This is a genomic window from Microvirga aerilata (genome assembly GCF_016743775.1).
Taxonomy (GTDB): domain Bacteria; phylum Pseudomonadota; class Alphaproteobacteria; order Rhizobiales; family Beijerinckiaceae; genus Microvirga; species Microvirga aerilata.
Map to the genome: position 1 here is coordinate 25,415 of NZ_JAEQMY010000040.1, position 21,041 is coordinate 46,455.

Sequence of the window (21,041 nt, forward strand, 5' to 3'; positions counted from 1 at the left end):
GCCATCATCTGCGTGGCGCGTCGTGCAGCGTGGGGAGAACGTCGCGGGTTCGAAGGCGGTTCCCGCCTATTCCACGGCCCGGAGGTTGCGGCCCTGGAGGCGCAGCCACTCGGCGCGGGCTTCCGCCTCGCTCTCGTCGAAATCGAGCGTTTCGATCTTCTGCCCGCGCTTCACGATCTTGTCGGCCGAGACCCTGATCTGGGACACGTCGTCCTGCGCCTGGCGGAAATGGCTATCGAGCTTCGCCACCCTGGCATCCAGGCGCTCCACGTCCTCCAGGAGCTTCTGCACCTCGACCTGGATCACCTGCGCCTCCTCGCGAATCCGCGCATCGCGGACGATCGCCTGCATGACCTGAATGGCAAGCGTCAGGAGGGAGGGTGACACGATGACGATGCGGGCCCGATGCGCCTTCTGGACCACGTCGTCGAAATGCTCGGAGAGATCGGCATAGATCGACTCCGCCGGCACGAAAAGCATGGCGATGTCCTGGGTCTCGCCGGGGATGAGATATTTCTCGGCGATGTCCTTCACGTGCACGAGCATGTCGTTGCGAACCTTGCCGGCCGCGCGGCTGCGGGCCTCCTCCCCCTTGGCGTCGCGAAACAGGGTGAAGCCCTCCAGGGGAAACTTGGCGTCGATCACGAGCCTCCTGTCGTCGCCGGGCAGGCGCACCAGGCAATCGGGCCTGGTGCGGTTCGACAGGGTCGCCTGGAACTCGAAGGCGCTGGGCGGCAGCCCGTCGCGGATGATGGCCTCCATCCGGCCCTGGCCATAGGCGCCCCGGGCCTGCTTGTTGGAAAGGATGTCCTTGAGCCCCACGATCTCGCCGGTGAGGTTCGTGAGGTTCCGCTGGGCTGCATCGATCACGGCAAGGCGCTCGTTAAGCTTGGACAGGTTTTCGTTCTGGTGGCGGGTGGATGCGTCGAGGCCCTGCCCCACCCGGTGCTGCAGCCCGTCGATCCGCTCCGAGATCATGCGCACGAAATCGCTCTGGCGGGTGCCGAACACCTCCGCGATGGTGCGCATCCGCCCGGTCATCTCGGACTGGATGCGGGTGAGCTCCGCCACCTTGTCGTCCATCTCCCGGGCCCGCTCGGCCGCGATCGCGGCCTCGAACGCCCTCTCCCGGCGTGTGCGCAGGAGCAGAACGGTGACGAGCAGGAGGAGAACGAGGCTCAATCCCGCCATCCCCATGACGGCCTGCCCCCAAGTCACGTGGGTCTTGCCGAGGATCAGGACGACATCGTTCATGGGAAATGAGGTTCCGGTTGACGGATGCATCCGAACATAAGTGCCTCGTGTGGAAAAGTGGATTCCACTTTTCCGTGAAAACGATGCACTCATGAATGATAAGCATCGGATTAGGCCCAAAAGTGGGCCCACTTTTGGGTCCGATGCCTGAGACGAACGATTTGACCATCCCGACCCGAGCGCTTATCTCCCGCGATCATGAGCATCAGACCCCTCGTCATCATCCCCGATTCCAAGCTCCGTCTGACGTCCGAGCCCGTCAAGGACATCACGGACGAGATCCGCCGGCTGGCGGACGACATGCTGGACACCATGTACGACGCCCCCGGCGTCGGCCTCGCCGCCATCCAGATCGGCGTGCCCGTTCGCATGGTCACCATGGACGTGTCGAAAACAGACGACGAGCGTCAGCCCCTGGTGCTCATCAATCCCGAGATCCTGTGGACCTCGGAGGAGAGGCGCGTCTATGAGGAAGGCTGCCTGTCGATCCCCGAATACTACGAGGAGGTCGAGCGGCCGGACCGGGTGCGGTTCCGCTACATGAATCTTCAGGGCGAGACGGTCGAGCAGGATGCGGACGGGCTGATGGCCACCTGCGTGCAGCACGAGATCGACCATCTCAACGGGGTCCTGTTCATCGACTACCTGTCGAAGCTCAAGCGCGACCGGGTCATGACCAAGTTCAAGAAGGCCGCTAAGCGTGAGGCCGGCGCATGAGCCTGCGGGTCGTCTTCATGGGCACTCCCGATTTCGCGGTGCCCACCCTGTCGGAGATCGTCGGCCAAGGCCATGACGTGATCGCCGTCTATACCCGGCCGCCAGCCGCCGCCGGGCGCGGCATGGAGCTGAAACCCTCCCCCGTCCACACCATGGCGGACCGATTCGGCATACCCGTGCTGACGCCCAAGACCCTGCGGACGGAGGAAGCCGCCGAGATCTTCCGCAGTCATGAGGCCGATGTGGCCGTGGTGGTGGCCTACGGCATGCTTCTGCCGAAAGCAGTCCTCGATGCGCCGGAGCTCGGCTGCCTCAATCTCCACGGCTCCCTCCTGCCCCGTTGGCGCGGGGCGGCTCCGATCCAGCGGGCCATCATGGCGGGCGACCGGGAAACCGGTGTCGCCGTCATGAAGATGGAGGAAGGGCTCGATACCGGCCCCGTGGCGATGGTCGAACGGATCGCGATTTCCCCCGACATGAATGCGGGCGAGCTGCACGACAGCATGATGGTGCTCGGCGCTGACCTCATGGTGCGGGCGCTCGCCGCCCTCTCCCGTGGGGGGCTTGGCTTCACGCCTCAGCCCGAGGAAGGCGTCACCTATGCCCATAAGCTCATGAACGAGGATGCCCTGATCGACTGGTCGAAGCCCGCGCAGGCGGTTCACGACCACATTCGTGGTCTCTCCCCGTTTCCCGGAGCCTTCTTCACCGCCGATTTCGGCAAAGGACGGGAGCGGGTGAAGGTGCTGCGAGCTGCCTTGGGAAAAGGTCAAGCTGAGCCTGGGACATTGCTCGACAATAATGGTATAATATCCTGCGGCGACGGGGCCGTTCGTCTGCTGCAGGTTCAGCGGGCGGGCAAGGGACCTGTGGCCTTCGACGAATTCCTGCGCGGCGTGAGGCTAGGTCCGGGCGCCCGCTTTGCGTGAGGTCCGGGATGAGTGTTCGCCTGGAGGAGACGACCGACTGGCCTGCACTTTACGCCATCTATGCTGCCGCCTTTGGGCAACTGGCCGAGGCCGACCTCGTTCGGCACATGCACGATGACGGCGACCTCATCCTGTCGGTGACCGCCTATACGGACGAGCCGGTTGGCCATATCGCCTATTCCAAACTGTCCCTGCACGAGACCTCCGCCATCAAGGCCTGCGTGCTGGCGCCCCTGGCGGTATGTCCCCTGTTCCAGAAGCAGGGCATTGGAGCGGCTCTCGTCCGGCACAGTCTCAAACGCCTTACGGAAACCGGCCATGATCTCGTCGTGGTGCTGGGGGAGCCGCATTATTACGGCCGCTTCGGCTTCACCTCCCGGCTGGCGGAAAGGCTGAAAACCCCTTATGACGGGCCGTATCTCCAGGCCCTCGCGCTTTCCGACCAAGGGAAAGACGCCCATGGTTCGGTCTCCTATGCCCGGGCCTTTGCAGAACTGAAGTAGACATGCCTCGCTACAAGCTTGTCGTCGAATATGACGGCACGCCGTTCACCGGCTGGCAGCATCAGACGAACGGCCTCTCCGTGCAGCAGGCCGTCGAGGATGCGATTGCGCGTTTTGCCGGAATGCCCGTCCGCGTTCATTGCGCCGGCCGCACCGATTCGGGCGTTCACGCCACCCATCAGGTCGTGCATGTGGACTTGGAGAAGGAATGGCGGCCGGACACGGTGAGGGATGCCACCAACGCGCATCTCAAGCCTGCCCCCGTGGCGATCCTCGCGGCTCAGATGGTGCCCGAGACCTTCAATGCCCGTCTGTCAGCGGTGAAGCGCCATTATGTCTACCGCATCCTCAACCGCCGGGCTCCGCCGTCGCTCGACGCGAACCGGGTCTGGCACGTGGCTTGGAAGCTTGACGCAACCATCATGCATGAAGCGGCCCGGACCCTGATCGGGCGGCACGACTTCACCACGTTCCGGGCCGCCGAGTGCCAGGCGAACAGCCCCATCCGGACGCTCGACCGCCTCGACGTGGAGCGGATCGGCGACGAGATCCGCATCTACGCCTCCGCCCGCTCGTTCCTGCATCATCAGGTGCGCTCGATCACCGGCACCCTTGAGCGGGCCGGCGCCGGCCGCTGGTCGGTGGAGGACGTGCGCGCGGCTCTCGACGCGCGGGACCGCAAGCGCTGCGGCCCGATGGCTCCGTCCACCGGGCTTTACCTGATCGGCGTCGATTACCCGGACTTAGCCTAGCAGGCCCCGCATCGCGGTTCCCACAAAAGCATTGAGCACGATGCCGAGCACAACGATCCCCAAAGCCGCAACACTTGGGAGGCCCAATGTCGTCTTGGTGGCGAACCATTGCAGCCGCACGATGATGATCGCGAAGGCGAGGCTGACGAGGCTGGCCAGCGCCGGCGGCGTCCAGCCTAAGAGCATGAGCATGGCCGGAAGGGACAGAACCAGCATGCCGATCACGGAAATCCAGTTCGTCACGATCACGAAGGGCACATAGGCCTTCTCGAGGCGAAACCACCGCGCAATCCAGATCATGGCGACCGGCAGGGCTATGAATCCCGCCACATGGCCGAGGGCCACGACGAAATCGACCCAGAGATTGTCCAGGAGCGACCCGTCCGGCTGCAGCGAGCCGAGACGCAGGCGTTCGAAAGCCAGGGACACGATGTAGGCCGGAAGGGTCAGCCAGAGCGCCATGAAGGAGCGCCAGAAGCCCCGCTCGCTCATGTCGAAGGAGCGTAGGCCCTCGGTCCTGCTGTTGAGCAGGTCGAGCGTTCCCTTGAACGAGCGATTGACCTCATCAGCCGTGACGATCATGGGCAGCCTCTTCGAGCGCGGGGTGCACACAGGAACAGGCGGAAGCCCTAAAACGTTCCGGCCGATGCTCGACTTTGGTCGAAGGCAGATACGCTTGGAAATTCAGCGCCTAGCCGGCGAAATAGGCGTCCAGCACCTTGCGGTAAATCGTTGCCAGACGGTCCAAATCGGCCACCGCCACCCGCTCGTCGATCTGGTGCATCGTTTGCCCGACGAGGCCGAACTCGACCACCGGACAGTCCTTCACAATGAAGCGAGCATCGGACGTGCCGCCCGTGGTGGACAGCTTGGGGCGCAGCCCCGTCTCGGCCTCGATGGCCTGGGCGATGAAGCCCACGAACTCGTTGGGCGGCGTGAGGAAGGCCACCGCATTGGTGGGCTCCATTCTGAGGGTGTAGCGGACCGTGTTGCCGGCGGCCTCCCGCAGACGGCGCGCAATCTCCTCCTCCAGGCTTTCGGGCGTCCAGAGATCGTTGAAGCGGATGTTGAAGGTGGCCCTTGCCTCGGCCGGAATCACGTTGGCGGCAGGGTTGCCCACATCGACCGTGGTCACTTCGAGATTCGAGGCGTCGAAATGCTCGGTGCCCCGGTCGAGCGGCTCGCGCAGGAGCCCGTCGACGAGGCGCAGCAGGCCGGGGATCGGGTTGTCGGCCAAATGCGGATAGGCCACGTGCCCCTGCTTGCCCTCGACGACGATCCTGCCGGTGAGGGAGCCGCGCCGACCGATCTTGATCATGTCGCCGAGCTGGTTCGGGTTCGTGGGCTCTCCCAGGATGCAATGGCTGAAGCGCTCCCCCCGCGCCTTCGCCCATTCGAGCAGCTTGACCGAGCCGTTGATGGCAGGACCTTCTTCGTCCCCCGTGATCAGGAAGCCGATAGAGCCCCTGAAGTCCGGGTTGCTGCGGATGAAGTCGAGGGCTGCCGCCATCATGCAGGCGATGCCGCCCTTCATGTCGACCGCGCCGCGCCCATAAAGCTCGCCGCCGTCGATCTCGCCGCTGAAAGGGTCGTGCCGCCAGCGGCTCGCATCGCCCGGAGGCACCACGTCGGTGTGGCCGGCAAAGAGCAGATAGGGCTCTCCCCTGCCATAGCGGGCATAGAGGTTTTCCACGTCCGGCGTGCCGGACTCCGAAAAGACCGGACGATGGACCCCGAACCCCGCCTCCTTCAGCACGCCTTCGATGAAGGCGAGAGCCCCGCCCTCCTCCGGCGTTACGGACGGGCAGCGCAGGAGTGATTGGGCGAGGAAAAGAGGCGAGGCATCCATCGGATCAATCCCGCAACAGCTCGTTGATCCCAGTCTTCGCCCGCGTCTGGGCATCGACGCGCTTCACGATGACGGCGCAGTACAGGGACGGACCGGGGGTGCCGTCCGGCAGCGGCTTGCCGGGAAGCGAGCCGGGCACGACCACGGAATACGGTGGTACGCGGCCCACGAAGACCTCGCCGGTGTTGCGGTCGATAATCTTGGTGGAGGCGGACAGGAACACGCCCATGGAGAGCACCGAGCCTTCGCCCACGACGACGCCTTCCACCACCTCGGAGCGGGCGCCGATGAAGCAGTTGTCCTCGATGATGGTGGGGTTGGCCTGGAGCGGCTCCAGCACACCGCCGATGCCGACGCCGCCGGACAGGTGCACGTTCTTGCCGATCTGGGCGCAGGAGCCGACCGTCGCCCAGGTGTCGACCATGGTGTTTTCGTCCACATAGGCGCCCAGATTGACGAAGGACGGCATCAGCACCACGCCGGGCGCGATATAGGCGCCGCGGCGCACGGTGCAGTTCGGCACCGCCCGGAAGCCTGCTGCCCGAAAGCGGTTCTCACCCCAGCCGGCGAACTTGGACGGAACCTTGTCCCACCAGGCAGCTTCGCCCGGACCGCCGCCGATGACTTCCATGTCGTTGAGGCGGAAGGACAGGAGCACGGCCTTCTTCAACCATTGATGCACCTGCCACTCGCCGCCTGCGGTCTTCTCGGCCACGCGAGCCTTGCCGGAATCGAGCAGCTCCATGGCCTGCTCCACCGCCTCGCGCAGCGCACCTGTGGTGGAAGGGCTCACATTGGCCCGGTCTTCCCAGGCGGCATCGATGGTGTGGGCAAGGTCAGTGGACATGAGAAGCTCGAAGCAGGGGTTTCACTGCGGCCTGATTAACAACGCCGCTCAGGCCTGTCACCTGATCATATGTTGTGGACACCGCCGAACAGCCTGGCATAGGGTCCCTCATGCTCTCGATCCATCAGACCGCTGCCCCGAAGACCCCTTTGTCATGATCCCGGTCCGAGACATGCGCAGCGTTCTGTATGCCACGGCGGTTCTGTTCGCAGTCGCCGTTATCGGCATCCGCGGCGTGTTCCTATGGCTCGACTACGACAGCGCCCTCGATCGGGCGCGGGGCGCCACGCAGGATCTGGCGCTTCTCATGGAGGAATATACCAAGCGGAGCCTGGAAACGAGCGATCTGCTCCTGGGCGAGATCATCGCCTTCGTGCGGCTCAGAGGCGGCGTTGGCGCCTTGAGCGAAACGGGCGACGCGCATCAGTATCTCGCCGGGCTGACGCAGAAATCTCCCGCCAGCGATCTCTTCCTCGTCATCGACAAGGATGGCGACTTGGTCGGTACGTCGAATGCGACGCAGAGCACCTCTGTCAATTTTGCCGACAGACCGTGGTTCAAAGCCCATCGGGCAGGAGCCGAAGCCTTTGTCGGCGGGGCAATCGTCGGTCGCATCACCCACGACCTCATCTACACCTACTCGCGACGCATTCCTGATTTGAACGGCGACCTCGACGGCATTGCCCAGGTCGCCCTGCGGCCGGCCTTTCTTCAAGAGATTTCACGGCCCGAAGCTGATGCGGGCAATGTCGTCCTCGGCCTATGGGGCCGCGACGGACGCGTGATCGCCCGAACGGGGCTCACTCCAGGCCAGATCGACACCGGTGTCGGTCACACGATGCTCTTCAACGAGTTGGAAGCGCAACGGGCCGGGACTTATCGGGCCGGCGATACTCCGGACGGCGTTGAGCGGATCGTCTCCTTCCGAAGACTGGAGCGCTGGCCGGTCACGGTGACCGCCAGCATTCCCGTTGCGACCGCCCTCGCCGCCTGGAGGGCCGGCTTTTACTGGAGTGCCGGAATCACATCCATCTTCCTCGTCGCCCTCGGCTGGCTCACCTGGATCGGCGTGCGGCTCAGCCAGCAGACGGAGGCCACCCAAAGCCAGCTGCAGCAGGCCAACGAGAGCCTCGGCAAAGCCCTTTCGGACAAGGTCATGCTGCTCCAGGAGATCCATCATCGGGTGAAGAACAACCTGCAGGTGACCTCAAGCCTGCTGCAGATGCAGTCGCGCCGTTTCACGGATCCGAACGTGAAAGCCGCATTTCAGGAAACCCAGGACCGCCTGCGCTCCATCGGCCTCATCCACGACATCCTCTACCGCAAGGACGCCGGCCGGACGATCGATCTTCAGGATTATCTCGAGCGCCTGATCACCGAATTATCGGCCACCTACGGCGCATCGGCCCGAGGCATCACGGTCGACCTCGATGCGGAACCGATCATGATCGACCTGGACCGCGGCACGCCGCTCTCGCTCGCCGTCACGGAAGCGATTTCCAACGCGTTCAAACACGCCTTCGGGCCGGGCGAAGGCGGGCGCATCCTGGTCTCGGCACGGCAGATCGACGGGCGAATCGAGGTGACCGTCCGCGACACGGGCAAGGGCATATCCGGGCCGCAGGAAAACGGCTCGTCGCTTGGCATGAAGCTCATCCGGTCCTTCGCGCAGCAGCTCGGCGGGCGCTTCAGCCTCGAGTCCGACGGCGGCACGGTGTTCCGGCTCGACATTCCGGCGTAGAGCGACGCCGTCATGGCCGGGCTTTGTCCCGGCCATCTCGCTTCGACGGAGCGCCGCACCTCTCCCAATCGGGATTACCGGCACAAGGCCGGTGATGACGGGAGGACGGATCGAACCCTTAAAAAGACGTGCGCTGCCGGATCGCTGCCGAAAGCGTGCCTTCATCGAGATAGTCGAGCTCGCCGCCGACCGGAACCCCGTGGGCGAGCTTCGTCACCTTCATGGGCAAATGGCCGAGAAGCTCGGTGATGTAGTGGGCCGTGGTCTGCCCGTCGACCGTGGCGTTGAGCGCCAGGATCACCTCCGCGACGCCGGGTTGCGACACCCGTTCGACGAGGCGCTCCAGGTTCAGGTGCTCGGGGCGCACGCCGTCGAGGGGCGAGAGCACGCCGCCGAGCACGTGATACTTGGCGCTCACGGCCCCGGAGCGTTCGAGCGCCCAGAGATCGGACACGTCCTCCACCACCACGAGGATCGACGGATCGCGCTTCGGGTCGCGGCAGACGGTGCAGGGATCCGAGGTATCGACGTTGCCGCAGGACGAGCACACCACGATGCGTTCGTTGGCAACGCGCATGGCATCGCTCAACGGGTTGAGCAGGGTTTCCCGCTTCTTGATCAGGTGAAGCGCCGCGCGGCGCGCCGAGCGGGGCCCAAGGCCCGGCAGGCGGGCGAGCAGCTGGATCAGGCGCTCGATTTCAGGACCGGCAACGTGCTGAGCCATTCGACCTTCTTTTTCTTTGTGGCATCGCCTGATGCGAAGAACCGGAAGCCGCTTCTCCGGTCGATGCTCAGAACAGCTTCAGGCCAGGCGGCAGCGGAAGGCCCTTGGTGAGGCTCTCCATGCGCTCCTGGGTCACCCGCTCGGCCTTAGCCCTGGCGTCGTTCATGGCGGCCACGATGAGATCCTCCAGGATCTCCTTCTCGTCCGGATTCATGAGCGAGGAATCGATGTTGATCGACTTGAGGCTGCCCTTGCCGGTCACCTTGACGGTCACGACACCGCCGCCGGCCGTGCCGTCGACTTCAAGGTTTTCGAGTTCGGCCTGGGCATCCTGCAGCTTCTGCTGCATGGCCTGCGCCTGCTTCATCAATCCCATGATGTCTTTCATGAACGCATTCCTCGCTTAAAATAAATCGTCGTCTTCTTCCGTCTCGTGCGCGGCGGCTGCATCGGCCTCCCCGAGGATCTCGGTTTCGGCGTCGTCGCCCGCCTTCTCGGCGCGCTCGACCACGTTCACGATCTGCGAGCCGGGGAACTTGGACAGAACCGCCTGCACCAGCGGATGGTTGGCCGCCCCCTCCTTGCGCTCGCGCTCGGCGGCCACGGCCTTCTCGTGCAGGGTCGGGGCCCCCTCCTCGGAGGAGAGCGCCACCATCCAGCGCTCGCCGGTCCATTGCTGGAGGGCGCGGGTGAGATCGTTGGCGATGGTGCGGCTGCCGGTCTCGGTGAGGCTGAGCTCGATGCGGCCCTCCTCGAAACGCACGAGGCGCACATCCCGCTCGAGCGCCGCCTTGAGCACGATCTCGCGCTTCTCACCGGCGAGCGCCACCACGTCCTCGAAGCGCCGCAGCCGCATGGTCGGCTCAGTCTGCGCGGCCTGAGGGCGCGGCTGCGGCTGGGCCTGGGAGGTGGCGAGCGCCATATTGCCGGAGGTGGCGGGTCCGGAGGGCCGCGAAGGCGCGGGGGCCGGGCCGCCTGCGGGCAACGGCGCGCCGTCCTTCAGGGCCCGCAGGGCCTCGTCCGGCGTCGGCAGGTCGGCCGCATAGGCAAGGCGCACCAGCACCATCTCGGCTGCCGCAATCGGGCGGTTCGAGGCCTGGACCTCGGGAATCCCCTTCAGGAGGATCTGCCAGGCGCGGGACAGGGTCCGCACGGAAAGCTTCCCGGCATAATCCGTGCCCCGCGCCCGCTCGACCTCGGACAGGGCGGGGTCCTTTGCCGCTTCCGGGATCAGCTTGAGGCGGGTGACGATATGGGAGAAAGCGGCGAGATCCGACAGGATGACGGCCGGATCGGCGCCTGCATCGTATTGCGAGCGAAGCCCCTCGAAAGCCGCCGGCACATCGCCGCGCATCACAGCCTCGAACAGATCGATCACCTGGGTGCGGTCGGCAAGCCCCAGCATGTCGCGCACGGTGTCGGCGGTGACGACCCCCGCCCCATGCGCAATCGCATGATCCATGAGGGACAGGGAGTCGCGGGCCGAGCCCTCCGCCGCCCGGGCGATGGCGGCGAGCGCCTCCTGGTCGGCCTTGACCCCCTCGGCGTCGCAGATGCGGCCGAGGTGACCCACGAGCTTGTCCGCCTCGATGCGGCGCAGGTCGAAGCGCTGGCAGCGGGACAGGATCGTGACCGGGACTTTACGGATCTCGGTGGTGGCGAAGATGAACTTCGCGTGCGGCGGCGGCTCCTCCAGGGTCTTCAGGAAGGCGTTGAACGCCTTCTCCGAGAGCATGTGAACCTCGTCGATGATGTAGACCTTGTAGCGGGCCGACACGGGCGAATAGCGGATGCCGTCGATGATCTGGCGGACGTCGTCGATGCCGGTATGCGAGGCGGCGTCCATCTCCAGCACGTCCACGTGCCGCGATTCCATGATGGCCTGGCAATGAACGCCAAGCTCCGGCATGTGGATGGTGGGCGCGCCGGCCCCGTCGGGCTTCTGGTAGTTGAGGCCGCGGGCCAGGATCCGGGCCGTGGTGGTCTTGCCGACGCCGCGAACGCCGGTGAGCATCCAGGCCTGCGGGATGCGGCCGGTCTCGAAGGCGTTCGAGAGGGTGCGGACCATCGCCTCCTGACCGATCAGGTCGTCGAAGGTGCGCGGGCGGTATTTTCGGGCAAGAACGCGGTAAGGAGACGCCGGCGCTGCGGGAGCCGGCGCGGCAGGGAAACCCGGCAGGGCCGGCTCGTCGTTCAGGGGCGTGCCGGCTGTGGTATCGTCCATCGACTGCAAAGGCTTTGGAGAATCTTGAGGTGGGAGGCTGGACGAAGACCCGTTCGGTCTCGTTAGGGCTGCTTCCTTCCGGACCTGACCCGGTTGGCGAGTGAGACGTCCCTCGCCAACCTCCCGTCCGCTATATGAGCGCTCCGGCCGGGAAACGCAAGCGCGATTGAAGGCCGGCCTACACCGGGAGAAGCCCGAAAAAGTGGCCGTGCGGGGAAACACATTCTCTTACAAGCCTTTCCACCAGGCTTTATGCGGGATCAAAGGCACGTGGCTTGCCTCCGCGGTAATATTGTCTCAATATTTTGGACAGAAGCCCTTTTCTCAGCGTCCCGTATGACATCCCATTCGAGCGACAGGCCTGGTTCATGACCGCGTATTCAGAGCGTGCGGGGCGGCGCGTTACGCTCATGCTGATCGCGGGATCCGGCTTCGTCACCATCGCCAAGGGGATGAGCCTCACCTTCATCGCCATCCGGCTCCAGCGTGACTTCGGGTTGGGGCCAATGGCCGTCGGCGCATTGATTGGAGCAGGGCCTCTCCTGGGCGCCATTGCCGCCCCCATGGCAGGCGCTCTCTCCGACCGGATCGGGCGAAAGACCGTTCTCGTCGTCGCCCTGTTTCTCACATCGCTCGCGCTGGCGGCCCTCGGACTTGCCTCATCCGTCGCCATGTTCGCTGCAGCCCATATCGTCTCGGCCGTGGCCGGGTCCGTGTACGAGCCCGTTTCGCGGGCGCTCATGAGCGACGCGTCGCCTGAGCATCTGCGCTTGCGCGCCTTTTCATGGCGGTATCTGGCCATCAATCTAGGCTGGGCCGTCGGGCCTATGATCGGCATTGCCGTGGGAGCAGCCTCTTCCGCTCCCTTCATCGTTGCCGGTGTCATGCACGCGGTGTTCGCGATCCTGATCGCCTGTGTGGTGGCTTCTCCAAAGGCCGACACGCAAGCCCCTGTGCCCAGCTTCGTCGGCTGGCGCCGCCTCGGCTTCGCGCTCCAGGATCGACGCCTCCTGTTTTTCGTGGGCGGCGGCACCCTTCTGCTCGCCGTCCACGGCCAGTGGTCCATCACGCTATCGCAGTATCTCGGGAGCAACTTCGAGGATGGGATCAATCTCTTCGCGCAGCTCGTCACCACCAATGCCCTGACCGTGCTGCTGGCGAGCACTCCTGCACGTTTCCTGATCGAACGCATTGGGGCTCGCAACGCCATCGCCCTGGGATGCATCCTGTTTCTGGCCGGGGAGGTTGGATTTGCCGCCTCTTCCGCGCACGCAGCCCTCATCCTTTCCATGATCGTCTTCACATTGGGAGAGGTGCTGGTGGTTCCATCGGAATATCTGCTTGTCGATGGCATCTCGAACGCACGCAACAGGGGAACCTACTTCGGGGCTCATTCTCTTACGTCGGTGGGCAACTTTCTTGGCCCGATGCTCGGAGGCGTCGCTCTGGCCACCTTCGGGGGTGCCGGCATGTTCTTCCTTTTCGCGGTTTTCGCAGGAGCAAGCGCCGTCATGTTCCTGATCGGCCACACCATGCCGCCGCCGCATTGTCGCAGCCGCCGCCAGGACGACGCTGCCCCGCTGGCATCAAGGGCGGACTTTCAGCGCCTCGGCTTGGCCTTATAGGCGACGCGAAGTTGGACGCTCCGTCTCCCATCGACGTTTGCCCGCCGATGAGTTGGAGCATCGAATAGATCCCAAAGCGGAGTCCACTTTTGGGTCCGATGCTCTAGGCACCGGGCGGCAGGGTCGGCTAACGTGCGGCCATGACCCCTGCCTTCCAGCTCGATTCCCGCCTCGAAGCCGACACCATCCCGGTCGGCGACCTTGCTCTCTCATCGGTCCTGCTTCTGAACGACGCACGCTTTCCCTGGTTCGTGCTGGTGCCGCGCATCCACGGCCTGAGCGAATTGACGGACCTTTCGGACGAGAAGTCCGCACAGCTGATGCAGGAGATCAGGATCGCGACCCGGGTCATGCTGGAGCTGTCCGGGCCCGACAAGGTGAATGTGGGCGCGCTCGGCAACATCGTGACGCAGCTTCATGTCCATGTGATCGGGCGCTTCCGCTCGGATCCGGCCTGGCCCGGCCCCGTCTGGGGCCACGGCACCCGGACACCTTATCCCAGCCATGCGGCAGCAGCCCTGATCGAGCGCGCCGCCACTCTTTTCGCGGCGGCCTGACCCATGACCCGACCGATCGGCTACATCACGAACCCTCTCGTTCGCCACAGCGCCGAACGGGACCCGGAAGCGCTTGCCAACGCCATCCGCAACCCGCAGGCGGCGATGGTGATCCTGGCAGGCGACCTGCCGGTGCTCCAGACGGGAGAGCCGGGCACGAGCCTCCTGACCGCCTCCGTCCTCGGCCGCATCCCCGGCCTCCAGGAACAGGTTCTCCTGGGCACCTTGGGAGAGCGCCCCGTCGTGGCGACCTTGGCCCCACCGGAAGCGGCGGAGCTGTTCCAGGACGACCCGGCCTATGCGGCCGTGGATCTGCGGTCGATTGCGGTGCGGGGCCTCGTGCCGGCAGAGGAGCTCGGCCTTCTGGCCATGGCGAAATCCATGCTCGACTGGCACAGGCGCCACCGCTTCTGCGCCAATTGCGGCGCCCCGACCGAGGCTTCCCAGGCCGGCTTCCGGCGCGACTGCTCCGCCTGCGGCACCCAGCACTTCCCCCGCACGGATCCCGTCGTGATCATGCTGGTCACCCATGGCGACCGGTGCCTCATGGGCCGCCAGCCGCGCTTTCCCGAAAAGATGTATTCCTGCCTCGCCGGCTTCCTGGAGCCCGGGGAGACCATCGAGGATGCGGTCAGGCGCGAGACCTTCGAGGAGGCCGGCATTCGGGTGGGCAAGGTGCGCTACCTCGCCTCCCAGCCCTGGCCCTTCCCGTCGAACATCATGATCGGCTGCATCGGAGAGGCGCTCACCGAGAAGATCGATTTCGACGGGGAGGAGCTGGAGGACGCCCGCTGGTTCTCCAAGGACGACGTCCGGCGCATGCTGGAAGGCGCGCACGAGGATTTCGCCGCCCCCTCTCCCATCGCCATCGCAAACCTTCTCATCCGTGAATGGGTGAAGGAGTAAGCTCCTCTTACCGGAACGTCATCCCGAAGGTTGCACAGCAGAACCCGGGATCGGTTGACGAGTGCAGCGCGGGTTTCCCCTTGTGGGGAGGAGGGCTCCCGCGAGATAGCTGTGATGCGCTCCCGGATCTTCGCTCATGCTTCATCCGGGGGGATGCTGATAGCCTGCTTGTCAAAGATCCAGCGCCTTCGGGCCCGCAGCCTTGGGCTGCGAGCCTGAAGAGCACACGAGGGTGGCGCGCGATGCAGCCCGGCTCGCTGTGGTATGAAAGGGAAGAGCCGAACTGCCTCTTCGCGCACGGTTCTTTTCAGGCGGACTGGTGCGACCGGTGCGGCGCTGGCCCAAGGCGGCCATGCTGGAGGCCCTGGGCCCAACCCGCTTCCGGCCCCTCACCAGGGCCTCTCGCCAAACCCGCTTGCGAGGCGGGCTTACGAGACCGTGCCTGCTCCCACACTGCGACGCCTCGCGAGCGCGCCCCTCGTCAGGACCAGGCTGTGCAACGATATAGCCAAGGTTGCAGCAGAAGTCAAGAACAAAGTAAGAACATTGCACCGGCCACGACCTGTCGTGCCTGGGCAGGCGGGGAGCCGGAACCAGGATGGTCGCAGGAGATGGCGGCGCGCCCTGCTCTTGTTCTGCGCCGTCAGCGGTTATGGATCCCCTTCCCTCGCTGCGCTCGCCGGGGATGACAGCGGAGCGATGGCCTCGGGGTCGAACCGGTAGGCGATCTCGGTGACCGTTTGGCCGCGCAGGTCGAAGGCCTGCTCGGGGCCGGGCGTTCCGCCCAGGGCCTCGTAGAACCGGCGAGCCGGGAGGTTCTCCTTCAGGACCCACAAGCCGACGGATCGAAAGCCCTGGGAGCGGAGGTGGTCGAACACGCCGTTCATGAGCCGGCGGCCGATGCCCTGCCGCTTGACCCTGTCGAGCAGGTAGATGGCAAAGATTTCGGCCTCGGTGCCAAGCAGCACCGGCTCCTTGCTCCTGATCGGCCCGCCGCGCGCAAAGCCGACGATCTCGCCGTCACGAGTTTCCGCGACCAGAAGCTTCGACTGCGGGTCTGCCCGATCCAGAACCCTTTGCCACATCATCATCCGTTCTTCGACAGACAGTCCGGCAAGAGCGTCGGGAGACAGGAAGTCCTTGTAGGACTCCCGCCACCCTTGAACATGGACCCTTGCAATGCCCTCGATGTCGGCCTCACTCCCGTCGCGGATGCGAACCGTCACTCGGCCGGTTCCCTGATCTTCTCGCGGAAGGGATCGGCCGGGTACACGCCGAGGATGCGCAGCTCGCGGGAGAAGAACTCCAGCTCCTCGAGCGCTCGCCTGAGGTTCGCGTCCTCCGGGTGGCCGTCCACCTCGGCGTAGAACTGCGTCGCCAGGAACTCGCCTTCGAGCATGTAGCTCTCCAGCTTGGTCATGTTGATGCCGTTGGTGGCAAAGCCGCCGAGCGCCTTGTAGAGCGCGGCCGGCAGGTTGCGGACGCGGAACACGAAGGACGTGACCACGGGCCCCTGCCCCTTGGGGGCCCATTGCGGCTTCTTGGACAGGATCACGAAGCGGGTGGTGTTGTGCGTCTCGTCCTCCACGTTCTCCGCCAGGATCTTCAGGCCGTAGATGTCGGCCGCCATGCGGGGCGAAAGGGACGCGCGGGTCGGGTCCTTCCACTCGGAGACCTCCCGGGCGGAGCCTGCGGTATCGCCGGCCACGTGGGCTTTGAGCCCGAGCTTGCGGATGATCTTGCGGCACTGGCCCAGGGCATGCACGTGGCTGTACACGTCCTTGATGGTGCCGATCTCGGCGCCCGGAACGGCCATGAGATGAAAATGGATCGGCAGGAAGTGCTCGCCGATGATGTGGAGGCCCGAGGTCGGCAGGAGGTGATGGATATCCGCCACGCGCCCGGCAATCGAGTTCTCGATCGGGATCATGGCAAGGCCCGCCTGGCCCTCGTTGACGGCCGCAAACGCATCCTCGAAGGTCGGACAGGGCAGCACCTGCCAGTCGGGCAGCGCCTCGGAGCAGGCGGTGTGGGAATTGGCCCCCGGCTCGCCTTGGAATGAAATGAACTTGCTCATGGATGCCTCCGGGCCACGATGATCTCCCGCGCCCTTTCCAGATCGTGAGGGGTGTCGACGCCGAGCGGCACATCGTTCACCACGACGGCGTCGATGCGCATGCCGGCCTCGATCGCCCGCAGCTGCTCCAGCTTCTCGCGGGTCTCCAGCGGCGAAGGCTGCAGGCTGACGAAGCGCTGCAACGCCCGGCGGCGGTAGGCGTAAAGGCCGATGTGGTGATAAAGCGGGCCGTCCCCGTAAGGTGCGGTCGCGCGGGTGAAGTAGAGGGCGCGGAACCGGCCGGGGGAGATCGGGCTTCCCACCATCTTCACCACGCTCGGGTTGGTCTTCTCCTCCTCGCGCTCGATGACGGCCACAAGCGTCGCAAGATCGACGGCCGCATCCGACAGGGGGGCGATGGAGGCCGCGATCGCCGCGGGGTCGATGGTCGGCAGATCGCCCTGGACGTTCACGACCACGTCGTGCCGTCCTTCCGGGTCGAGCTTTTCCACAGCCTCGAAGATCCGGTCCGAGCCGGAAGGATGGTCGTCCCGGGTCATCACCGCCCGGCCGCCGGCCCTGGTCACGGCCTCGGCGATCTCGGGCGCATCCGTCGCCACAGCCACGGGCCCGATCCCGGCCTCCACGGCCCGGCGCCACACATGGACGATCATCGGCTCGCCCGCGATATCCGCCAGGGGCTTGTTCGGCAGGCGGGTCGCGGCAAGGCGGGCGGGGATCAGGACGAGGGGGTCGGACATGGTGCGCTCTTTGCGGAGAAGCTGAGGGCTCTTAGCAAGGCAGGCTCCGTTTGTCATGGGCTCTGCGGCAACCGATCCATGAACCTCGAGCGGCCTTTAGGCGTTGCAAACCCGTGCTGCGACCACGAGAACGGCGAAAACTCCTGAAAACCCCATTGTCAAAACCCTATCTCTACGGCTAAGCAACGCCCCTATCGCGGGCACCCGCCCGCGGATCCGTTCTGCTGCGCTGGTTTCGCCGCTTGTACGAAGGCGAGGAGAGCCTCACTGATGAATATCGAGACCAATAAGATCATGGGCGCCGTTTTCGGCTCGCTCCTCTTCGTGGTCGGCGTCAACGTTATCGCCGGCGGCCTCTTTTCGCCCCATAAGCCAGCCGTTCCGGGCTACGACCTCCCGGCGCCCGAAGAAGGCGCTGCCGCCGATGCCGGCGCCGCCGCTCCGGCCGAGCCGCTTCCCGTTCTTCTCGCCAGCGCCGACGTCGCCAAGGGTCAGGCCTCGGCCAAGAAGTGCGCCTCCTGCCACACCTTCGAGGAGGGCGGCCCCAACAAGGTCGGCCCGAATCTCCATGGAGTCGTCGGACGTCCTCTCGCGTCCCACGCGGGCTTCAACTACTCGGGAGCCCTCAAGGGCAAGGGCGGCGAATGGAATTACGAGGCCCTGAACGCCTTCATCCAGAACCCCAAGCAGGCCGTTCCCGGCACCATCATGGCCTTCGCGGGCATCGCCCAGGCCAAGGAGCGGGCCGATCTCATCGCCTATCTGAAGTCGGTCTCCCCTAGCGCTCCTGCGTTCCCCGAGGCATCCGCGGCCGCAGCCCCTGCTGCCGCTCCTGCGGCGCCGGCTGCCGGAGGTGCTCCCGCGGCGCCCGCCGGCGGCGCTCCCGCCGCTGGCGGCGCTCCTGCCGCTCCTGCCGCTCCTGCCGCTCCTGCGGCCCAGTAAAGCGCATCCTCTCACATTCGAGCGAGCCGGGCCGAAAAGCCCGGCTTTTTCGTTTGTGCCGCCTCTCCTTTCATGCGTTGTCCCTTGCGCTCGCCCGGGAGCGCCCAAAAATGTAACCTGACGAAAGACGCCTCGCCCCATCAGGAGACGCCTTGTGATCCGCATCCTTCTGCCGAGCTTTCTGGCGGCCTTCCTTGCCTTCACCCCTGTCACGGCCCAGGAGGCCCGGTGGCGGCATGGAGCCGGGCTTCTGGAAGAGGCGAAATACCCCGAAGGCTTCAAGCATTTCGACTACGTCAACCCGAACGCCCCGAAGGGCGGTCTGGTGCGCTTGGGAGCCCAGGGCACCTTCGACAGCTTCAACATCGTGGTGGCCGGCGTGAAGGGCACGCCCGAGCAGGGCCTGGGCCTCGTCTACGAGACCCTGACCACCTCGGCCCTCGACCAGTCCAGCTCGTCCTACGGCCTCTTGGCCGAGGCGTTCTCGTATCCGGAGGATTTCTCCTCCGTCAGCTTCCGCCTGCGGCCGGAGGCCCGCTGGCACGACGGGCAGCCGGTGACGGTGGAGGATGTGATCTACTCCTTCCAGGTGCTGAAGGAGAACAGCCCGACCTACGCCTTCTACTACGCCAACGTCACGGGGGCCGAGAAGACGGGCGAGCGCGAGGTCAAGTTCACCTTCGACGAGAAGGGCAACCGCGAGCTGCCGCAGATCATGGGACAGCTGATCGTGCTGCCCAAGCACTGGTGGGAAGGCACGGCGCCGGACGGCCGCAAGCGCGACGTGACGCAGACCACCCTGGAGCCGCCGCTGGGCTCCGGCCCCTACCGCATCAAGGGCTTCGAGGCAGGACGCAACGCTTCCTACGAGCGCGTGAAGGATTATTGGGGCGCGGGTCTCAACGTGAATGTGGGCCAGAACAACTTCGACGAGATCCGCTACGAATATTATCGCGACGCAACGGTGCTGCTTGAAGCCTTCAAGGGCGACCGCATCGATTTCCGCGCCGAGAACAGCGCCCGCAACTGGGCCGTCGGCTACGACTTTCCGGCGCGCCAGCAGGGCCGCGTGGTTCTGGAGGAATTTCCACTGCGGGCAACCGGCGTGATGCAGGCCTTCGTGCTCAACCTGCGCCGCGACAAGTTCAAGGACGAGCGCGTGCGCCGGGCCTTCAACCTCGCCTTCACCTACGAGGAGCTGAACAAGACGCTCTTCTACGGCCAGTATGAGCGGGTCGGCAGCTACTTCCATGGACTCGAGCTCGCCTCCTCCGGCCTGCCGGAGGGCCAGGAGTTGGCAATCCTCGAATCCATCCGCGACAAGGTTCCGGCGGAGGTTTTCACGACCCCCTACAAGAACCCCGTCAACGATACGCCGGACGCCATCCGCAACAACCTGCGCGAGGCCGACAGGCTCCTGCGCGAGGCGGGCTGGGAGGTGAAGGGCGGACGCCGGGTCAACGCCAAGGGCGAAACGCTGACCGCCGAGCTTCTCGCCGACAGCCCCAACGACGAGCGGGTCTTCCTGCCCTACAAATCCGCCCTCGACCGCTTGGGGATCGCCACCTCCGTGCGGACCGTCGACGAAGTGCAGTATGTGAACAGGACCCGCTCCTTCGACTTCGACATCGTCTCCGGCATCTGGCCGCAGTCCCTGTCGCCCGGCAACGAGCAGCGCGAGTTCTGGGGCTCGCAGGCGGCCCGGCGCGAAGGCTCCCGCAACTTGGCCGGGATCGCCGATCCCGGGGTGGATGCCCTGATCGAGAAAGTGATCTTCGCGCGTGACCGCGCCGAGCTGGTGGCCGCGACCAAAGCCCTCGACCGCGTTCTGCTCGCCCACGACTATGTGGTTCCGCAATGGACCTCGCTGAAGAGCCGCACCGCGCGCTGGGACCGCTACAGCCATCCCGAGACGATGCCGCGCTATGGCGGCTCCGCCTTCCCGACAGTCTGGTGGTACGACGAGGCCAAGGCCGCCAAGACCGGAGCACCACGATGAAGGGCATCAGCCGCCGCGGCATCCTCAAGACCGGGGCGGCGGCGGCCGCTCTTTCCGTTCTTCCCAGAGCCACGCCGGCTCAGGAGACAGGCGAGGTCGAGACCCACGGCCTCTCCAGCTTCGGCGATCTGAAGCATGGTCCCGACTTCAAGCATTTCAGCTTCGTCAATCCGGATGCGCCGAAAGGCGGCAAGCTTGCGGTTCAGATCAAGCAGACCATCGGCAACCAGAACTTCGACACGTTCAACACCCTCAACATCTTCGTGCTGAAGGGAGATGGCGCCGCCGGGATGAGCCTGACCTTCGACAGCCTGATGACGGCCTCGGGCGAGCGGATCGGCCTCCTCGGCGACGAGCCGGACGCGCTCTACGGGCTTGCGGCAAAGAGCGTGCGGGTGTCCGGGGACAAGCTGACCTATCGCTTCATCATGCGCCCTGAAGCGCGCTTTCACGACGGCTCGCGGCTGACCGCCAAGGATGCGGCCTTCTCGCTGAACATCCTGAAGACGAAGGGGCATCCGCTCTTCAGCCAGCTGCTGACCCAGATGGCCTCGGCCGAGGCGGAGTCCGACGAGATCCTGCGCGTGCGGCTCACGCCCCAGCGCAGCCGCGATCTCCACCTCGTCATCGCGGGATTGCCGATCCTGTCCGAACG

The 21,041-nt window shown here is 65.4% G+C and carries 21 protein-coding genes and 1 other RNA gene; 11 read left to right on the forward strand and 11 right to left on the reverse strand.

Going from position 1 to position 21,041, the window contains the following annotated elements; genetic code table 11:
- Positions 1-66 precede the first annotated feature (66 nt).
- Positions 67-1,254: a DNA recombination protein RmuC gene (locus tag JKG68_RS20770; RefSeq protein ID WP_202063267.1), complete on the reverse strand. Its 1,188-nt coding sequence runs from the start codon at positions 1,252-1,254 to the stop codon at positions 67-69.
- A gap of 198 nt (positions 1,255-1,452) precedes the next feature.
- Between JKG68_RS20770 and def the strand changes: the two genes are divergently transcribed.
- Genes def through truA form a run of 4 tightly spaced genes read left to right on the forward strand, consistent with a single transcriptional unit; the run spans position 1,453 to position 4,155 of the window.
- Positions 1,453-1,971: a peptide deformylase gene (gene def, locus JKG68_RS20775; RefSeq protein ID WP_202063268.1), complete on the forward strand. Its 519-nt coding sequence runs from the start codon at positions 1,453-1,455 to the stop codon at positions 1,969-1,971.
- Positions 1,968-2,900: a methionyl-tRNA formyltransferase gene (gene fmt, locus JKG68_RS20780; protein ID WP_202063269.1), complete on the forward strand. Its 933-nt coding sequence runs from the start codon at positions 1,968-1,970 to the stop codon at positions 2,898-2,900. The genes def and fmt overlap by 4 nt, the downstream gene beginning before the upstream one ends.
- Before the next feature lie 8 nt (positions 2,901-2,908).
- Positions 2,909-3,403 (forward strand): GNAT family N-acetyltransferase, encoded by a 495-nt coding sequence (locus tag JKG68_RS20785; protein ID WP_202063270.1) that lies wholly within the window; start codon positions 2,909-2,911, stop codon positions 3,401-3,403.
- A 2-nt stretch (positions 3,404-3,405) separates the two neighbouring features.
- Positions 3,406-4,155 (forward strand): tRNA pseudouridine(38-40) synthase TruA, encoded by a 750-nt coding sequence (gene truA / locus JKG68_RS20790; RefSeq protein ID WP_202063271.1) that lies wholly within the window; start codon positions 3,406-3,408, stop codon positions 4,153-4,155.
- Here truA and JKG68_RS20795 read toward each other — a convergent pair.
- The 3 genes from JKG68_RS20795 to dapD all read right to left on the reverse strand — a co-directional run bounded on the left by JKG68_RS20795 (position 4,147) and on the right by dapD (position 6,851).
- Positions 4,147-4,737: a hypothetical protein gene (locus tag JKG68_RS20795; RefSeq protein WP_202063272.1), complete on the reverse strand. Its 591-nt coding sequence runs from the start codon at positions 4,735-4,737 to the stop codon at positions 4,147-4,149. The two genes, truA and JKG68_RS20795, sit on opposite strands and share 9 nt — an antisense overlap.
- A 109-nt stretch (positions 4,738-4,846) precedes the next feature.
- Positions 4,847-6,004 (reverse strand): succinyl-diaminopimelate desuccinylase, encoded by a 1,158-nt coding sequence (gene dapE / locus JKG68_RS20800; protein WP_202063273.1) that lies wholly within the window; start codon positions 6,002-6,004, stop codon positions 4,847-4,849.
- Between the two features lie 4 nt (positions 6,005-6,008).
- A complete protein-coding gene (gene dapD / locus JKG68_RS20805; protein ID WP_202063274.1) occupies positions 6,009-6,851 on the reverse strand; it encodes a 2,3,4,5-tetrahydropyridine-2,6-dicarboxylate N-succinyltransferase in 843 nt (280 codons plus the stop codon).
- A 154-nt stretch (positions 6,852-7,005) separates the two neighbouring features.
- On the opposite strand from dapD, the gene JKG68_RS20810 reads away from it, so the two are divergent.
- Entirely contained in the window at positions 7,006-8,592 is a 1,587-nt protein-coding gene (locus tag JKG68_RS20810) for a sensor histidine kinase (RefSeq protein ID WP_202063275.1), read from the forward strand.
- A gap of 118 nt (positions 8,593-8,710) precedes the next feature.
- Here JKG68_RS20810 and recR read toward each other — a convergent pair whose 3' ends face one another.
- From recR to ffs, 4 genes are all read right to left on the reverse strand, one after another.
- Positions 8,711-9,316, reverse strand: coding sequence for a recombination mediator RecR (recR, locus tag JKG68_RS20815; protein WP_202063276.1), 606 nt, complete (start codon positions 9,314-9,316; stop codon positions 8,711-8,713).
- Between the two features lie 67 nt (positions 9,317-9,383).
- A complete protein-coding gene (locus tag JKG68_RS20820) occupies positions 9,384-9,704 on the reverse strand; it encodes a YbaB/EbfC family nucleoid-associated protein (RefSeq protein WP_202063277.1) in 321 nt (106 codons plus the stop codon).
- Between the two features lie 15 nt (positions 9,705-9,719).
- Positions 9,720-11,540, reverse strand: coding sequence for a DNA polymerase III subunit gamma/tau (locus JKG68_RS20825; RefSeq protein ID WP_202063278.1), 1,821 nt, complete (start codon positions 11,538-11,540; stop codon positions 9,720-9,722).
- A gap of 28 nt (positions 11,541-11,568) precedes the next feature.
- Positions 11,569-11,665, reverse strand: an RNA gene (gene ffs / locus JKG68_RS20830) — signal recognition particle sRNA small type.
- A gap of 243 nt (positions 11,666-11,908) precedes the next feature.
- On the opposite strand from ffs, the gene JKG68_RS20835 reads away from it, so the two are divergent.
- From JKG68_RS20835 to nudC, 3 genes are all read left to right on the forward strand, one after another.
- Positions 11,909-13,165 (forward strand): MFS transporter, encoded by a 1,257-nt coding sequence (locus tag JKG68_RS20835; protein ID WP_202063279.1) that lies wholly within the window; start codon positions 11,909-11,911, stop codon positions 13,163-13,165.
- A gap of 140 nt (positions 13,166-13,305) precedes the next feature.
- Positions 13,306-13,722: an HIT domain-containing protein gene (locus JKG68_RS20840; protein WP_202063280.1), complete on the forward strand. Its 417-nt coding sequence runs from the start codon at positions 13,306-13,308 to the stop codon at positions 13,720-13,722.
- Between the two features lie 3 nt (positions 13,723-13,725).
- Positions 13,726-14,628, forward strand: a complete 903-nt coding sequence (gene nudC / locus JKG68_RS20845) for an NAD(+) diphosphatase (RefSeq protein ID WP_202063281.1) — start codon at positions 13,726-13,728, stop codon at positions 14,626-14,628.
- Between the two features lie 650 nt (positions 14,629-15,278).
- Here the strand turns inward: nudC and JKG68_RS20850 are convergent.
- The 3 genes from JKG68_RS20850 to JKG68_RS20860 are packed head-to-tail and all read right to left on the reverse strand — an operon-like array spanning position 15,279 to position 17,445.
- Entirely contained in the window at positions 15,279-15,854 is a 576-nt protein-coding gene (locus JKG68_RS20850) for a GNAT family N-acetyltransferase (RefSeq protein WP_202063282.1), read from the reverse strand.
- Positions 15,851-16,705 carry a prephenate dehydratase gene (locus JKG68_RS20855; protein ID WP_202063283.1) on the reverse strand — a complete coding sequence of 285 codons (855 nt, stop codon included), beginning with the start codon at positions 16,703-16,705 and terminating at the stop codon, positions 15,851-15,853. The genes JKG68_RS20850 and JKG68_RS20855 overlap by 4 nt, the downstream gene beginning before the upstream one ends.
- Positions 16,702-17,445 (reverse strand): 3-deoxy-manno-octulosonate cytidylyltransferase, encoded by a 744-nt coding sequence (locus JKG68_RS20860; RefSeq protein WP_202063284.1) that lies wholly within the window; start codon positions 17,443-17,445, stop codon positions 16,702-16,704. The genes JKG68_RS20855 and JKG68_RS20860 overlap by 4 nt, the downstream gene beginning before the upstream one ends.
- A gap of 270 nt (positions 17,446-17,715) precedes the next feature.
- Here JKG68_RS20860 and JKG68_RS20865 point away from each other — a divergent pair, with 270 nt between their 5' ends.
- The 3 genes from JKG68_RS20865 to JKG68_RS20875 form a co-directional block, all read left to right on the forward strand.
- On the forward strand, positions 17,716-18,387 hold the full coding sequence (locus tag JKG68_RS20865) for a c-type cytochrome (protein WP_246515675.1): 672 nt from the start codon (positions 17,716-17,718) through the stop codon (positions 18,385-18,387).
- 154 nt (positions 18,388-18,541) lie between these two features.
- Complete coding sequence (locus tag JKG68_RS20870) at positions 18,542-20,386, forward strand: extracellular solute-binding protein (RefSeq protein ID WP_312890897.1); 1,845 nt, start codon at positions 18,542-18,544, stop codon at positions 20,384-20,386.
- Positions 20,383-21,041, forward strand: a 659-nt coding sequence (locus JKG68_RS20875) for an ABC transporter substrate-binding protein (protein ID WP_246515677.1), incomplete at its 3' end; no start/stop codon positions are given. The genes JKG68_RS20870 and JKG68_RS20875, both read left to right, overlap by 4 nt.